Below are 15,663 nucleotides of genomic sequence, written 5' to 3'. Positions count from 1 at the left end.
TGACCCGATAAAGAGGTGTTACGCGTGAAAAATTATTTGGATTTGTTGGCGGACGTACTGGAAAACGGCACGGAAAAAACCGACCGTACCGGCACCGGGACAATCTCCGTATTCGGAAGACAGCTGCGGTTTGACCTGTCGGCAGGCTTTCCTTTAGTGACAACGAAACGTTTGCATATCAAATCGATCGTCCATGAATTAATCTGGTTTCTGAGCGGCGAGACGAATATACAATATTTGCGCGAGAACGGCGTGAAAATTTGGGACGCATGGGCTGACGAAGAGGGCAATCTTGGACCCGTCTACGGCTCCCAGTGGCGGACCTGGATCGCAGCGGACGGCCGTACGATCGACCAAATCAGCGACGTCATCGCGCAAATCAAGAGCAATCCGGATTCCCGCCGTCATCTGGTGAACGCCTGGAACGTCGGCGAAGTCGATAATATGGCGCTTCCGCCATGTCATTATGCTTTTCAATTTTACGTTGCCGGCGGCAAGCTCTCCTGCATGTTCCAGATGCGTTCGACCGATACGTTTCTGGGGCTGCCGTTCAATATCGCAAGCTATGCGCTGCTCACCCACATGGTCGCACAGCAATGTGGGCTTGAGGTCGGCGAGCTGATCTATACCGGCGGCGATGTGCACATCTATTCCAATCACGTCGAACAGGTGAAGCAGCAGCTCGAGCGTGAGCCTTACCCGCTGCCGCGCCTCGAAATCAAGCGCAAGCCGGACTCGATTTTCGATTACAAGTTTGAAGATTTCGAGTTTGTCGGTTATCAATTTCATCCGACGATCAAAGCGCCGATCGCGGTGTAACTGTTCTGCCGCGGCTTCGGCATCCGCCGGATACGCCATTCCGGCGGATGCAGCCACGGTCGGATGCACCAACTCAATGGACGTGCTAATCAGGCCCTAGTGAACCGCTTCTCAAATAATGACTTAGACGGATGATGTTCGTTTCGACAAAGGAGGGATAACGATGAGTGTTGCATTGATATGGGCGATGGCAAGCAACCGAGTGATCGGCATCGACAATCGGATGCCATGGCATCTGCCTGCCGATATGGCGTTTTTCCGCAAGACGACGACGGGCCATACGGTGCTGATGGGCCGCAAAACGTTCGAATCGATCGGCTCGAAGCCGCTTCCGAATCGGAGGAACGTGGTGATGACCCGTAATCCGGAAGCGCTGCCCGAAGGGGTAGAAGCCGTAAGCTCAATGGAAGAAGCGTTGGAACGATTCGGTAAGGAGCAGTTATTCGTCATGGGCGGCGCGGAAATTTATAAGCTGTTTTTGCCTTATGCCGATAAGCTGTACATGACATGCATCGAACAGGAGATTGAGGGAGACACGCATTTCACGGAATTCGACTTGAACGAATGGCGGCTTGCCGAACACATCCCCGGCGAAAAAAACGAAAAAAATCCGTACGACTTCGGATTTTACATTTATGAACGGATCTAATCGCCCGCCCCGTGCCGGGAAGGAGCAGTTCGTAATGGTTTCCCGCAAATCATGGTTCGTCTTTATTCTTACCGTATGTTCGATTCTGATGTTCGCAGTCGATTCCCCCAGCGCATGGGCCAACAGCGCGCCGATCATAACTCCGCCGGAAGTGCAAGCCGCGCTAGTTCCCGCCGAAGATACGCCGATTCAAGTGGATGAAGAGCATCTGCAATTTGTCGTGGACAACGACAAGATGCCTTCGCTTGCTTCCGTTCAAGTCCACTACCGCATGAGCAACCCGACAAACGAGCCGCAGCAGCTGAACGTTGCGTTCCCGCTTCGATCGAAAGTCGCCGCGAACGACCCGAACGGATTTAAAGTCGCCATTAACGGGCAGCCGCTGGCCGAAGGGTCGATCGTTGAGGTGACCGATTCCAGGCTGTACGATTCGTTTGTGAAGCGATACGAAGGCTATCAGGTGGCTATGGTCGACCCGGCCACGGGAGACATCGATCCCGATTGGGAGAAGATGGACACGTACGGCATTCGGGTTTTTACTTTTCCGATCGCTTTCGAAGCAAACAGTTCTTCCGACATTACCGTAACCTACAATATGCTCCCCGGTGTCGATCGCAAGCGGTATATCGAGCCGGTTAAGCTGTATCAATATTTACTGCTGCCCGCCTCGGCCTGGAAGCAGTTCGGCAAGCTTACGGTTCAGGTCGCAGTCCCGAATACGGCGATGTTCCAGATGAGCCTTCCGGGAGCGCGGCGAGTGAGTACCCAGGACGCGTATTATTTCCCGCTGCCGGACAATGTCAGGAGCAATGCCGGCCAGTGGCAAATATGGCGGGCCGAATCCGACGGATTGCCGAAAAGCAATTTATCGTTTTCGGTCATGGCCGGCGAGAGGCTGCTGTTTGACAAGGCAAACCGCGGGTTTTATGACGGCATCGTCATGATATCCCTGTTCCTGTTCTGCTCCTTGTTCGCGATGCTGCTAGCCTACTTGCTTACGCGATCCAAAGCTTGGTGGCTCCGCTGGATCATCGGAATCGTTGCCGCGCCTTTAACGGGAATCGCAATGAGCATCGCAAGCGGCGCCGTTTTAATAGCGGCTTATCCGATCTTCGGCAATACGACCTGGCTTTCCTCGTTCGGGTGGATTTTAACAATTGCCTTTGGTTTCATATGGACATCTTTCATCTATTTAGTTACTGTAGGTATTATAACGTTTGTGCAAACACGGAAGTCGAGACGACTTATCGCGAGTGTTGATTCTCATGGTAACAATATGTAGTTTAGTGCAAATCATTGAGCAATTAGTCCATTCTATTGTTCCAAGCCGCGATGATACGATATTAAGAACATTTTGCATATTCTAGATATACTTTCAGCTCGTGCAAGCGGGGATTACGGATGGAGGATTAGACATGTCGACACCTACAGGATTTATGGAATATAAACGCGAGATTGCGGTCGATCGCGATCCGCTGGAACGGATTAAGGACTGGGAAGAATTCCACCTTCATTTATCGGAGGATCGGCTGAAGACGCAAGGCGCGCGCTGCATGGACTGCGGAACGCCATATTGCCATACGGGCATCGAGATGACAGGAGGAGCTTCCGGCTGCCCGGTGAACAACCTGATCCCGGAATGGAACAATCTCGTTTACCGGGGCTTGTGGAAGGAAGCGCTGGAGCGCCTTCACAAAACGAATAACTTTCCGGAGTTTACGGGACGCGTGTGCCCGGCTCCTTGCGAGGGCTCTTGTACGGTCGGCTTGATCGGCGATCCTGTCACGATTAAATCGATTGAAGAATCAATCGTGGAAAAAGGCTTCTCCGAAGGTTGGATCGTTCCGGTCGTGCCTGCGACCCGTACCGGCAAGAAGGTAGCCATCGTCGGCTCCGGCCCCGCCGGACTTGCTGCAGCGGCGCAGCTGAACAAAGTCGGACACTCCGTAACCGTATACGAGCGTGCCGATCGTGTCGGAGGTCTGCTGACATACGGAATTCCTTCGATGAAGCTGAACAAGTCGGTCGTCGAACGCCGCGTGAAGCTGCTGGAAGCGGAAGGCATCGAGTTCGTGACGAACACGGAAATCGGCAAAGACATCTCCAAGGAAGAACTGCTCGAGAAGTTCGATGCGGTTGTGCTTTGCGGCGGCGCAACGAAACCGCGCGACTTGAATATCGAGGGCAGCGACTATAAAGGCATTCATTACGCGATGGACTACCTGACCTTGTCGATCAAGAGCTACCTGGATTCGAACTTTGCGGACGGCCAGTTCATTTCCGCAGAGGGCAAAGACGTCATCGTCATCGGCGGCGGGGATACCGGGACGGACTGCGTGGCGACGGCGCTTCGTCAAAACTGCAAGAGCGTCACGCAATTCGGCACGCATGCGAAGGCGCCGCTTGAGCGCAATCCGATTACGAATCCATGGCCGCAATTCCCGCATGTGTACACGCTGGACTATGCGCACGAAGAAGCCAAGGCGCTGTACGGCGAAGACCCTCGCGCATTTTCCGTCCTGACGAAAAAGTTCGTCGCGGACGAAAACGGCAACGTGAAGGAACTTCATACCGTGCAAATCGAACGGACTGTGGACGAGCAAGGCCGTGCGGTATACACGGAAATCCCGGGTACGGAAAAAGTATGGCCGGCGCAGCTCGTACTTGTCGCGATCGGCTTCCAAGGGCCGGAGGGCGGACTTCTAGAGCAGCTTGGCGTTGAAAAAGACCGTCGTTCGAACGCAAAAGCGGCTTACGGCAGCTACAAAACGAACGTCGACAAAGTGTTTGCCGCAGGCGATATGCGCCGCGGACAAAGCTTGGTCGTCTGGGCGATCAACGAAGGCCGCGAGGCGGCTCGCGAGGTCGACAAATTTTTGACGGGCAGCACCATTCTGCCATGAAATCGAATGATAGATAACATAAATGAAGCCTTCGGCTTTCACGATTGACGTGGAAGCTGGAGGCTTTATTTTTTCATGAAACTAAATATGCTCCGGCTAAGGCGGCGAAAGCCGGTTGTCCGTCTGATGCCGGGTGCGGTACGTCTTGGGCGACAGGCCGGTCGTTCGTTTGAAGGCGACGCTCATATATTCCGCATGCTTGAAACCGACACGCTCCGAGATGGTCGAGAGCGGGAGCTTGGTTTCCGCGAGCAGCTGTTTAACCCGGTTGATCTTCACCCGCAATATTTCGTCGTGCGGCGTATGGCCGAGCGCTTGAACGAATCGTTTCTCGAGCACGCGCCGCGACAGCGGAATGGCCTTCAGCACATCGCCGACATTGATGTCCTCGCATGCGTAATTGCGGATAAACCGAATCGCATCGGACACCATTTTGTCTTCGATTGCGAGCACGTCGGTCGATTGCCTAGGAATGATCCCTTGCGGCTCGATGAGATGGGTATCGGGCGGCACGAGCTCGCCCATCATCATGCGGTCGAGCAGCGCCGCCGCTTCATAGCCGGTTTTCATCGCATCCGGCACGACGCTGGACAAGGAAGGCTCCGACAGCTCGCATAACAGCGCATCGTTATCCACTCCGAGGACAGCCACCTCGTCGGGAACTTCGACTTGAGCAAGCCGGCACGCCTCGAGCAATTGTTGGCCGCGAATATCGTAGCAGGCCATAATGCCGATTGGCTTCGGAAGGCCGCGCAGCCAATCCGCGATCCGTTCTCTTTCCATATTCCACAGCCGATCTTCGTTCACGGAGGCGTCGAAGCTGTAGCAGACGAATCCGTTATCCTGAGCAGCTTGTTTGAAATAGCTTGCGCGTTGTGCCGACCAAGGGAAACGCGAATCGCCGTAAAAGGCGAAATGCTGGAACCCCCGTTCGCAAAAATGCTCGAAGGCGAGCCGCGCAATCGATGCGTCGTTCGTTTCGACACAAGGCAATTGCGGGTTTAAGCGGAATGCGCTTACATCGACGCAAGGCAAGCCGGATTCTTTCACGAATCGGGCGATGGCCGGGTTTTCGATGCGGGCGATAATTCCGTTGCCCTTCCAGTTGCGGAACGTGGAGAGATCCGTGTTGCTCCGGCTATATTCGCCGAAATATAACAGCCACGGGCGATGCTCACGGACGTATGATTTAATGCCGCGCAGCAGACCGCGCGCATATTCGTTGGACGTTTCGATGATAAGCGCAACGTGCGGACGCACGGTTGCCGGATTGGTCAAAAAACTCATTCCATCCCACCGCTTTTCGCAGAATGCTAACGATTCCTTATTATATGGGGATATTTTGCAGCCGGTCAAGGTGAAAAAACTCAAAAACGAAACGTGATATCTCATCGACTTCGGCTCCTGCTCCGTCTATGATGGTGTTGAAGCAAGAAACTTCGATTAGAAGGAGGTCTTGATTTGAGCGAAAAGGTACGCATTGCGATTATCGGTTTAGGCTTCGGCGCCGAATTTATTCCGATCTATCAAAATCATCCTTATGCCGAAATGGTCGCCATTTGCCAGCGGACGGAGAGCAAGCTCAGCGAAATCGGAAATTATTTCGGGGTCCCGCACCGATATACTAGCTATGAGGAGCTTCTCATGGATGAACGGATCGATGCCGTTCATATCAATACGCCGATCCCGGACCATGCAGCGCAAACGATCGCCGCGCTAAAGGCAGGCAAGCATGTGGCTTGCACGGTGCCGATGGCGACGACCGTCGAAGAATGCCGGGCGATCGTCGAGGCGCAGCAAGCATCCGGGAAAAACTACATGATGATGGAAACGACGGTATACACACGGGAGTACTTCTACGTCAAGCAATTGCTCGATAGCGGGCAGCTCGGGCGACTGCAATTTTTGCGGGGCAGCCACCAGCAGGAAATGGCCGGCTGGCCGGGCTATTGGGAAGGACTTCCGCCGATGCATTATGCAACGCACGCCGTATCGCCGCTGCTCGCTTTGGCAGGGAAAGAAGCGGAATTTGTCAGTTGTCTCGGCTCAGGCCGCATCGAAGACCGGCTAGCGCAGAAGTACGGTTCTCCGTTTGCGGTTGAAAGCGCTTTGTTCCGGATGAGAGATTCGGACCTGGCGATGGAGGTGACCCGCTCCTTGTTCGAAACGTCGCGGGAGTATATCGAGAGCTTCGACGTCTATGGCGAGCATATGAGCTTCGAGTGGCAGCGGCTTGAACGGGAGCAGCCGATTGTTTATACCGGGGAGCATGGGGAGCGGGTGAATATTCCGGATCGTGCGGACCTGCTTCCGGAAAGCATTCGCCGATATACGACGGAAGGCGTCTACGATGCGGATGCGAATCAGCATTTGTCGTTTAAACAAGGCAGCGGCCACGGAGGCTCTCACCCGCATCTTGCTCACGAATTCGTCATGAGCATCGTCGAACGGAGGCAGCCTTTCCCGAACGCCTTAACGTCTGCGAATTGGACGTGTGCGGGCATTTGCGCGCATGAGTCGGCTATGCTTGGCGGAGAGAAGGTTTATATCCCAAAATTTAAAGGATAACTCGAGTTCGATTTTAGAAGCGAGGAAAGGGAACGGTGGCGATGACTGTATCGAAGGAAGCTGCTTTGCATGTAACGCATACGCCGGAAAGAATCGCGATTTATCGTACGGGAAGCATGTCGCCCTGCATTGTGCAAAATGCGACTCCCGATCAGAGGCCGTTTATCCATCCTATCGTTGCACCCGACGGCCGCGGCGTGCTAACGGAAAACGCCCCGGGCCATCATCCGTGGCAGCATGGCCTTTATGTCGGATTAAACGATGTAAACGGAGTTGGGTTCTGGACAGAGGGGCTTCTAGGCAGTCCGGATGACGGAACGTTCCATCCGCGCCCGCTGGCCGAACCGGTCGCCTGCGCCAATCGGGCGGATTGGACCGTATCGACGGAATGGCGAGCGCCGAATGGCCAGCTTATGCTGTTAGAGTCGCAAAATTGGTCTTTTACGGATCATGGGAGCGCATATACGCTGGATTTGCATTGGACGCTGGATGCGGAGGTTAACCTGGAGTTCGGCGAATACCCGTACGGCGGATTGTTTTTGCGCATGCCGTATCGATATGAAACGGGCGGCGAAGCACGGAATGATGAAGGGTTATCGGCTCAGGAAGCGGAAGGTGCCAGAGCCCGCTGGGTTTCCGTCAGCATGCCGCTTGCGGAAAGGGACGGGGAGTGGGCCGGCATCGCTCTGATGGATCATCCGGACAATCCGGGACATCCCGTGCCTTGGCGTGTCGATAATGAACTTGGAATTTCTCCAAGCTACTGCCGATTAGGCGCCTGGTCGATTCCACAAGGCGAATCGCGCTCGTTTAAGCATCGCGCGCTCGTTTATCCGGGAAGATCGACGCCTGCGTTCATCGAGCATCATTGGAATTCATTTGCCGGGAGGTCAACCACTTGAAAAGTTTGATTGTCGTACATCCGAAGTTTGAAGCCGTTTGGCCGTTTATGGCGGGACATTTACATACGATATGGGAGTCGCAGGGACCGACGGAGCTTATTCGGCTTGGCGGACATGACCGAAGCCTGCTGTCGGACGTTGTCGCAGATGGTGCCGGGATTCGCCGGATGATTGTCCTGCACGTTCCGGTAACGGAGGAATGCTTGGACCATTTTCCCGTTTTAGAGGAAATCGCGTTATACAGCGTTTATGAGCAGGTATTCTCGGCCGGGTTGAATGACGAACTTCGGCAGCGCGGCATTCGGGTGCATCAGGTTAAGGGCGAAGGATTCTGGGGGCAATCCGTATCGGAGTTTGCCTTAGCGCTTACCTTGTGCGGTCTGCGCAGAATACCGCAGCTTCATCATGAGATCATGACGGCGCATGAGCCTTGGCATTTTGTTCCGCCGAGCCTGATCGGCGAACCGGGCGGACGGGGCGAACAGTTCGGCGACGATCCTCGATTCGTGAACGGCACGATCGAAGGGAAGCGGGTGCGAATCGTCGGTGCCGGCAATATTGCCAGCCGTTATGCAAGCTTCGTGCATATGCTGGGTGCCGATGTGGCCGCCTACGATCCGTATGCGAGCGATCCGTGCTTCCACCGTGCCGGCGCGCGCCGGGTCCATTACATCGAGCGGCTTCTGCCGGACGCCGATATTTTTGCGCCGATGGTGCCGCTAACCGAAAGCACGCAAGGCATCGTAACCGCAGAGCATATTCGCGCATTGCCGAAAGGCTGCTTGGTTATACTCGCGACACGGGCCGAAATTTGCGATATGGCGGCGCTTCGCGAGCGCGTGTTGAACGATGAGCTGAGCCTTGCGGCCGACGTATTCGATATGGAGCCTCTGCCGCTCGGCGACCCGCTGCTCGGCCGCCACAACGTTGTCCATACGCCGCACACGGCAGGCAGAACGGTTGACTCCAACAAACGTTTTGCGCAGATGCTGGCGGAACAGTTTTTGCCTGTGAAGCAAGCTTGATGTTTGAAATAACAATCCGCTGCAACAGACTCATTCAAAATGCCTCTGCAGGCCAAACGCAGGGGCATTTTCGCTTCATCAAGGGAAGCAAAACGCTTCAACTTGTGGTACGATTAGGGCATCTTATAGTAAGATTAGAGTCACGAGGAGTGATCCCGCATGGAGAACATGCCCAAACTCGAAGGTGTCCCGGAATGTATCGAGCAAATGCTTGTCAAATACGCCGGTCCGAAGACGCAAGCTCATTCGCGTCATGTTGCCGGATTATCGCTGCAATTGTTCGACGCGCTTGTTTCCGTCCATCGTCTGGATTCGTCGTGGAGAGAGACGGTTTATGCCGCGGCATTGCTGCACGATGTCGGACATTTTATCAGCAAGCGCAAGCATCATGAGCACGGGTATTACTTGATCGTGAACGACCCTTTGCTGGACGAGTGGGACGGGAACCGGCGCAATGCCGCCGCTTTGGCGGCATTAAACCATCGAAAGCCCGGCTTGCGCCGGCTAGATAAAGGGCTGAAGTCGGATCGCAAAGCGCTGAAGTCCGTCATCTCGCTTGTGCGCATCGCGGATATGCTGGACTATGAGCACGAGCAGCGGGTAAGTACGGTTCAAGCTGCCGCGGATCCGGAACGGCGGGCGATCGAACTGAACTTCGAAGGCATCGATATATTCGAAAATGCCGATCCATTCGTCCAAAAGCTGCGCTGGGTCGTCAAAGCATGGAACATGCCGATTCGACTGCATAACGGGGAGCAAAAAATTACGATTGATAATTAAATGGAGTGGTTCTGATGATAAAGTACGGCTTGGATCGAGTGGACGAATTGAAATTTGCGAGCTTTCAACCGGTTATTGAGAAACGGGACGATATGTGGATCGATATCGAGCTTGCGGTCACGCTATCGCCCGATACGCCCGTACCGGACGATCTGATCGATTTCAGCATTCTCGTCATTTGCGCGGCGAACGGACACATTGCCCAGATGGTGCCGCTTGACGAAGGCTGCGATTGCGAATATCAATTTACGCCCGCGGAGAAAGACCAGCTCCGCCAATATATCGAAAGCCCGGACATTCAAGACCGGATTCGGGATGCCGTGCTGGCGAGATAACCCGCCGGACCGTCGCGACAAAAGCCTTATGCATCGAATTTGCAGATGCATAGGGCTTTTTTTTGCTAAAAATTAGATTGACAGATCATGTTGTACCCATTTAAAATACATAACAAACATAAAAGTTTAATAAGTATACAAACCATAAAAAGTCGAGAGGGTGTTTTATTATGGATAACAAACGTAAACAAGTTGTCATGATTACGGGGGCGTCACGCGGACTCGGCCGCGCATTAACCCTCGCGTTCGCTAGACAGGGAGCCCAACTTGCGATTAGCGCCAGGACGGAACAGGATTTGCTCGAGGTCAAAAGAGAGGCGGAAGCGCTAGGCGGACACGTGCTCGCGGTAGTCGGCGATATGTCGGTGTCCAAGGACGTCGAACGGTTCGTCGCCAGCGCCGAAAGCTACTACAATCGCATTGACGTATTAATCAATAATGCGTCGATGCTTGGCCCTAGTCCGATGCCTTATTTGCTCGATTACCCCGAAGAAGATTTCGCCGAGGTGCTTCGTGTAAACACGGTCGGCCCGTTTCTTGTTACCCGCAGAGTCATCGCCGGCATGCTGACTCGCGGTCAAGGATCCGTTATTAACGTGACGTCCGAAGTCGGCAACGTCGGTTATGCAAGCTGGGGGGCGTATGCGATTTCCAAATTCGGGGTGGAAGGACTAACCGAGGTTTGGGCGGATGAAACGTCAGGCACCGGGGTCCGCGTCAATATGGTCGATCCCGGCGAGATGAACACGGTCATGCACGGTTTGGCCGTACCGGACTGCGATTATGAGCTGGCTGAACCGGAAGACGTCGTGGACGTGTTTCTATACCTCGCATCGGAGGAGTCGGGCGAGGTGAACGGCCGGCGCTTTGAAGCCCAGAAGTTTCGCCTAAAGGAGGAATAACGATGATTGCGCACCCTTTTACTTTTGCATTGCCCGATAAACTTCTTGCTACGGCACCCCCGGAACGAAGGGGTATACGTAGGGATTATGTGAAGCTGCTTGTGTGGAACCGGGAGAGGAAGGATGCGGCGCATGATATCTTTTATCGGCTGGATCGGTATGTGAAGCCGGGTGATTTGCTCGTTCTGAATTCGAGCCGGACGGTTCCCGCTATGCTGAAGGCCATACGGATCGAAGCCGACCGGACTTTCGGCAAGGAAACGGAAGTAAGGCTGGCTAGGCGGCTAAACGACAGCGAATGGGAAGCATTCGTCGTGGCCCCGGAAGTTAAGCCCGGCGACAGGCTTATATTTGCGCCGGAGCTGCAAGCCGAAGTTGTCGGCTCGTCGGGTAGCGGACCGTTGCTGAAATTGGCATTCACCTTGAGCGGCACTCGATTATTCGATGCATTGTACGAGCACGGCCAGCCGATTCGCTACGAGTACATCGACACGCCTTGGGCGCTCGATTATTATCAGACGGTGTTTGCCGCGGTACCCGGATCGGTGGAAATGCCGTCGGCCGGAAGAGCTTTCAGCTGGGAGCTGCTCCTGAAGCTGCGCCGGCTAGGGGTGCAAATCGCCTACGTTCAGCACCATACCGGTTTAAGCTATATGACGGACGATTGGATATCGGAACCGGCCGACAATGCCGAGCAGTTCATCGTTCCCGAGGAGACGGCGGAAGCCGTTCGGCGGACGAAACAGGCAGGGGGGCGCGTCATCGCCGTCGGGACGACGGTCGTTCGGTCGCTGGAGTCGGCGGTTGGCCCGGACGGCAACGTGCATGCGGCGGAGGGCTGGACCCGGTTGTATATCGATGAGCACTATCCTCTTCGGGCGGTGAACGGCTTATTGACAGGCTTCCACGAGCCGGAAGCCAGCCATTTGCACATGTTGGCCGCATTTGTAAATCCCGATGAGCTGGAATCGTTATATGCGAATGCGATCCAAAGCGATTATTTGTGGCATGAATTCGGCGATATGAACTTGATCATTTGAATAAAATCTTTCTATTCGTCAAAAGTCGACACTTGATGTCGGCTTTTTTCACGTGTTCGGATACCGATTCTATGATAAGATTTTCATATCGTTTCCATTACGAGAATGGGTTGGTGCCGCGGAAATGTCTAAGCCGATTTTATCGCAATCGGATATTCGTACGATCAAACGATACATCCAAGCCAAATATGATGGAGAAACGCCGCAGCGGCTCGCCGATATATTGGCCGAAACCGTGCACCGCATTTTGAATGCGCACCTGCCGGGCTTTGACGACCGAACGAAGCAGGAGCTGCGATCCCGACTGCTGCGCCGTTCCGCTATGTTGGAGAGGAAATCGCTTGCGGTCGAGGATGTTTTTGACGAATGCGTCCGGCTGGAGCTGGATCGTGACGAACGAAGCGAGCAGCTTCTGCGCTGGCTTCGGGAAACGGTCGGGATCGAGCTTGATCCGGTCCAATTGCAATATTGTACGGATAGCTACCGGCGGCAGGAAGAAGGGCTGAGCCAAACGCCTCTCGACGAAACGCTGCGGCAATTGGCATCATCCATGGATAACAGCGCTGCCGCCGTCCCGATCGGATCGCCTGCCACTGTCGCAATCGAATACGGGTCTTCGTGGCGGTCCGATTTCGCCGCCCGACTACGCGCTCGTTCCGTCGGCATCGTTGCCGTCGTATTGTCATTTGCGCTGATCGGTGCGATAATATTTTATTCACGGCAGACTTTGTATAACAACCTGCAGGAGCCGGCGGAATGGACGAGCGAAGAGCTGCGCGGTTTCGGATTTCAATCGGTCAAGCTGCCGAACGAGCTGCCGGCCGCACTCCAATATGACGAATTCGACCCGGACAAATTGAAGGCGTATTTGCTGCGCAAAAACTCGCTTCTCGCGGGCGAACCGTATTATTCGGCGATCGTTAAAGCCGGGGCTCATTATAATGTCAATCCGCTGCTGTTGTTCGCCATTACCGGCCAAGAGCAGGGCTTCGTCCCGAAATCGGGCAAGCAATCGTCCGTTATCGCGAACAATCCGTTTAACGTATTCCATAGCTGGTCGGAATACAACACGACCATTGAGGACTCCGCTTCGATCGCCGCGAAGCTTCTTGTGCAGTTCAGCCGCGACCGGCCGGCAAGTGAGCATCCGCTCGCCTGGATTAATCGAAAATACGCGGAGGATCCGAAATGGTGGCAGGGCGTCGATAAAATTTTTGCCGCATTGGTGAAAGCAACGGGGCAATCACATAATGGATAGAGAGAAGGTACCGGCGTGAAAACGTTGATTATTGCCGAAAAACCGGATATGGGCCGGAACATTGCCGCTGCGATCGAATCGAAAGCGGTCAATAAACGAACGTTTCTCGAAGGAGAAACGTACATCATAACTTGGGCGATCGGCCACTTGATCGGTTTGGCGGAACCGGACCATTACGACGAGAAGTACAAGAAGTGGAATTTGGACGATTTGCCGATCGTCCCTGAGGAATTCAAGCTGCTGCCGAATCCGAAAACGAAGGATCAGCTGAAAGTGATCGCCGAGCTCGCCAAGCGCTGCGATTCGATTGTGAACGCTTGTGACGCCGGGCGCGAGGGACAGTTGATATTTGCTTATATCCAGAAACATCTGAAGCTCCGCCAGCCGGTGAAGCGGCTATGGATTTCCGACTTGACGCCGGAGACGATCCGTCAAGGCTTCATAGATCTGAAGGACGGCAAAGAATACGACAATTTGACGAGCGCTGCAAAGGCGCGAAGCGAGGCGGATTGGCTCATTGGGATGAACGGATCGCGCGCTTTTACGACCAAGCATAACGTTCTATTGTCGGTGGGCCGCGTTCAAACGCCGGTTCTGGCGCTTGTTTACGACCGGCAGAAGGAGATCGAAGCGTTCACTTCGCTCAAATTTTTCGATGTAGAGGCCATGTTCAACCAGGAAACGACGGATTACAAAGGCATGTGGCAAGGCGAGCGTATAACAAGCAAGGAGAAAGCGGACGCGATTACGGCCAAAGTGAAAGGAAAGCAAGGAAAAATCGCCAGCTATGAAGTGAAAGACAGTAAGGAGTATCCATGGAAGCTGTACGATTTGACGCTGCTGCAGCGGGAGGCGAACGGCAAATACGGTTTCTCGGCGAAAAAAACGCTGGATACGGCACAAGCGCTGTACGAAAAACACAAAGCGATCAGCTACCCGCGGACAAATTCCAACTATGTGACGGAGCAAAATATACCCGATATGCATCGCGCATTAGCGGCCTTGAAAGGTACGGCTTACGACCGTTTTGTAGAAGGCGCGAACCGCAGCTTTGTGCACAAAAACAATAAATCGATCTGCAATCCTGCGAAGGTCGAGGACCATCATGCCATTTTGCCGACGGTGAAACGCCCTTCCGGGCTGAATGCCGACGAGCAAAAAATTTACGATATGATCGTGCGGCGGTTTTTATCGCATTTTTACCCTGCTGCGGAATATAAGCTGCATGCCGTGTTGACCGAAGTCGAAGGCGAAACGTTTAAAACCAACGTGAAACAGCTGCTTGACCTCGGCTGGAAGGTCATTTATGAGGATGACAAAAAGCCGGCAAATAAAAACGCAAAAGGAAATAGCGACGACAAGGAAGAAGAGGAAGAAACGGATAAGCCGTTCGCCGTTGATCCAGGCAAGCCCGTGCAATGCACGGATGCAACGGTAAAAGAGAAGGATACGCAGCCGCCGAAGCATTACACCGAAGGCACGCTGCTGAAAGCGATGGAGAGCGCGGGCAAGCAAATCGAAGACGAAGAGCTGCGCGATGCGATGAAGGATGCCGGACTCGGCACGCCGGCAACACGAGCGGCGACGATCGAGCGATTGAAAAATGTCGGGTACGTGACGATGCAAGGCAAGAAAATCATGGTCACGCAAAAGGGACGAACGGCCGTTGAACTGATACGCGCCGCCGGCGTAGAGCTGCTGACTTCGCCGGAAATGACCGGCCATTGGGAACGCAGGCTGACCGGGATCTCGAGAGGACAAGCTTCCAGCGAGCAATTTATGGAAAACGTCAAAAGGTTCGCGAGGCTGATCGTCGATAAAGTACGGGTACAGCGGCGGGCGGCCAAGACGGCGTTTGAGGGAGCGGCCGAACAGACGGCATCTTCCCGCAAAAGTAGGACGACGGATAAATCGGCAAAAGCGACGAAATCAGGAGCGACGAGATCAAGCGCGAAGGCCGTCGCCAAAGCAAACCCGGCAACTGCCGAAACGGCCCATGGTTCCCAATCGGCAACGGCAACGGCAACGATCCCCACGATCGCCGATTGTCCTCGTCCAGGCTGCGGAGGGAAGCTGTTCATGGGTAAGCGCGGCTACGGCTGCACCCATTATAAGCAAGGCTGCACGTTCGTCATCTGGAAAATCAGCTTCGGCAAAACATTAACCGACACGATGGTTAAAGCGATCGCCGAGAAGGGACGAACCGGCGTGCTTAAAATGCAAACCGAGGACGGGCAAGACATTCGGGCCCGAATCGTTCTTGACGATCGGTCGACAGGAAAATTATCGCTTGAAGTCGAAACGTAGAGGAAAAAGCCGTCTTGTGTTGAATTGAATTATTGATTCATCCGTATCACATACATTTCGCCTTGGACGGTGGGTTCGACAATGAGAAGACGGCGATTGACTAGACCAAATGGCCGCTGCCCCGAATCGCGAAAACGGGCACGGTCGCGCATAAAGCCGGCAGCACCGAAGAAGT

General features: G+C 54.1%; 14 protein-coding genes. 13 read left to right on the top strand and 1 reads right to left on the bottom strand.

Going from position 1 to position 15,663, the window contains the following annotated elements; translation table 11 throughout:
- Positions 1-24 precede the first annotated feature (24 nt).
- The 4 genes from thyA to AC0LWM_RS07570 all read left to right on the top strand — a co-directional run bounded on the left by thyA (position 25) and on the right by AC0LWM_RS07570 (position 4,371).
- Positions 25-819: a thymidylate synthase gene (thyA, locus tag AC0LWM_RS07585; protein ID WP_474674307.1), complete on the top strand. Its 795-nt coding sequence runs from the start codon at positions 25-27 to the stop codon at positions 817-819.
- Between the two features lie 163 nt (positions 820-982).
- Complete coding sequence (locus AC0LWM_RS07580; RefSeq protein ID WP_474674306.1) at positions 983-1,468, top strand: dihydrofolate reductase; 486 nt, start codon at positions 983-985, stop codon at positions 1,466-1,468.
- 34 nt (positions 1,469-1,502) lie between these two features.
- Complete coding sequence (locus AC0LWM_RS07575; protein WP_474674305.1) at positions 1,503-2,750, top strand: hypothetical protein; 1,248 nt, start codon at positions 1,503-1,505, stop codon at positions 2,748-2,750.
- A 133-nt stretch (positions 2,751-2,883) separates the two neighbouring features.
- A complete protein-coding gene (locus AC0LWM_RS07570) occupies positions 2,884-4,371 on the top strand; it encodes a glutamate synthase subunit beta (RefSeq protein WP_474674304.1) in 1,488 nt (495 codons plus the stop codon).
- Positions 4,372-4,467: 96 nt separating this feature from the next.
- Here AC0LWM_RS07570 and AC0LWM_RS07565 read toward each other — a convergent pair whose 3' ends face one another.
- A complete protein-coding gene (locus AC0LWM_RS07565; RefSeq protein ID WP_474674303.1) occupies positions 4,468-5,658 on the bottom strand; it encodes an AraC family transcriptional regulator in 1,191 nt (396 codons plus the stop codon).
- 174 nt (positions 5,659-5,832) lie between these two features.
- On the opposite strand from AC0LWM_RS07565, the gene AC0LWM_RS07560 reads away from it, so the two are divergent.
- The 9 genes from AC0LWM_RS07560 to AC0LWM_RS07520 all read left to right on the top strand — a co-directional run bounded on the left by AC0LWM_RS07560 (position 5,833) and on the right by AC0LWM_RS07520 (position 15,488).
- Positions 5,833-6,939 (top strand): Gfo/Idh/MocA family protein, encoded by a 1,107-nt coding sequence (locus tag AC0LWM_RS07560; protein ID WP_474674302.1) that lies wholly within the window; start codon positions 5,833-5,835, stop codon positions 6,937-6,939.
- Positions 6,940-6,980: 41 nt separating this feature from the next.
- On the top strand, positions 6,981-7,841 hold the full coding sequence (locus AC0LWM_RS07555; protein ID WP_474674540.1) for a DUF6807 domain-containing protein: 861 nt from the start codon (positions 6,981-6,983) through the stop codon (positions 7,839-7,841).
- Positions 7,838-8,866 carry an NAD(P)-dependent oxidoreductase gene (locus AC0LWM_RS07550; RefSeq protein WP_474674301.1) on the top strand — a complete coding sequence of 343 codons (1,029 nt, stop codon included), beginning with the start codon at positions 7,838-7,840 and terminating at the stop codon, positions 8,864-8,866. The genes AC0LWM_RS07555 and AC0LWM_RS07550 overlap by 4 nt, the downstream gene beginning before the upstream one ends.
- Positions 8,867-9,025: 159 nt before the next feature.
- On the top strand, positions 9,026-9,646 hold the full coding sequence (locus tag AC0LWM_RS07545) for an HD domain-containing protein (protein WP_474674300.1): 621 nt from the start codon (positions 9,026-9,028) through the stop codon (positions 9,644-9,646).
- A gap of 14 nt (positions 9,647-9,660) precedes the next feature.
- Positions 9,661-9,981, top strand: coding sequence for a hypothetical protein (locus tag AC0LWM_RS07540; RefSeq protein ID WP_474674299.1), 321 nt, complete (start codon positions 9,661-9,663; stop codon positions 9,979-9,981).
- A gap of 170 nt (positions 9,982-10,151) precedes the next feature.
- Positions 10,152-10,883: an SDR family NAD(P)-dependent oxidoreductase gene (locus tag AC0LWM_RS07535; protein ID WP_474674298.1), complete on the top strand. Its 732-nt coding sequence runs from the start codon at positions 10,152-10,154 to the stop codon at positions 10,881-10,883.
- A gap of 2 nt (positions 10,884-10,885) precedes the next feature.
- Entirely contained in the window at positions 10,886-11,923 is a 1,038-nt protein-coding gene (locus AC0LWM_RS07530) for an S-adenosylmethionine:tRNA ribosyltransferase-isomerase (RefSeq protein WP_474674297.1), read from the top strand.
- A 124-nt stretch (positions 11,924-12,047) separates the two neighbouring features.
- Positions 12,048-13,181, top strand: coding sequence for a hypothetical protein (locus AC0LWM_RS07525; RefSeq protein ID WP_474674296.1), 1,134 nt, complete (start codon positions 12,048-12,050; stop codon positions 13,179-13,181).
- Between the two features lie 15 nt (positions 13,182-13,196).
- Complete coding sequence (locus tag AC0LWM_RS07520) at positions 13,197-15,488, top strand: type IA DNA topoisomerase (RefSeq protein ID WP_474674295.1); 2,292 nt, start codon at positions 13,197-13,199, stop codon at positions 15,486-15,488.
- Positions 15,489-15,663 lie beyond the last annotated feature (175 nt).

The sequence above is a fragment of the Paenibacillus sp. sgz302148 genome (genome assembly GCF_056120465.1).
Note: the sequence above shows the minus strand (reverse complement) of the source record. Positions and strands in the feature narration are given on the sequence as shown.

Bases quoted from the DNA above. Each gene is read 5' to 3' on its own strand.
- AC0LWM_RS07530 (WP_474674297.1), top strand. From the start codon at position 10,886: ATGATTGCGCACCCTTTTACTTTTGCATTGCCCGATAAACTTCTTGCT.
- AC0LWM_RS07535 (WP_474674298.1), top strand. From the start codon at position 10,152: ATGGATAACAAACGTAAACAAGTTGTCATGATTACGGGGGCGTCACGC.
- AC0LWM_RS07545 (WP_474674300.1), top strand. From the start codon at position 9,026: ATGGAGAACATGCCCAAACTCGAAGGTGTCCCGGAATGTATCGAGCAA.
- AC0LWM_RS07565 (WP_474674303.1), bottom strand. From the start codon at position 5,658: ATGAGTTTTTTGACCAATCCGGCAACCGTGCGTCCGCACGTTGCGCTT.
- AC0LWM_RS07525 (WP_474674296.1), top strand. From the start codon at position 12,048: ATGTCTAAGCCGATTTTATCGCAATCGGATATTCGTACGATCAAACGA.
- AC0LWM_RS07575 (WP_474674305.1), top strand. From the start codon at position 1,503: ATGGTTTCCCGCAAATCATGGTTCGTCTTTATTCTTACCGTATGTTCG.
- AC0LWM_RS07555 (WP_474674540.1), top strand. From the start codon at position 6,981: ATGACTGTATCGAAGGAAGCTGCTTTGCATGTAACGCATACGCCGGAA.
- AC0LWM_RS07580 (WP_474674306.1), top strand. From the start codon at position 983: ATGAGTGTTGCATTGATATGGGCGATGGCAAGCAACCGAGTGATCGGC.
- AC0LWM_RS07570 (WP_474674304.1), top strand. From the start codon at position 2,884: ATGTCGACACCTACAGGATTTATGGAATATAAACGCGAGATTGCGGTC.
- AC0LWM_RS07540 (WP_474674299.1), top strand. From the start codon at position 9,661: ATGATAAAGTACGGCTTGGATCGAGTGGACGAATTGAAATTTGCGAGC.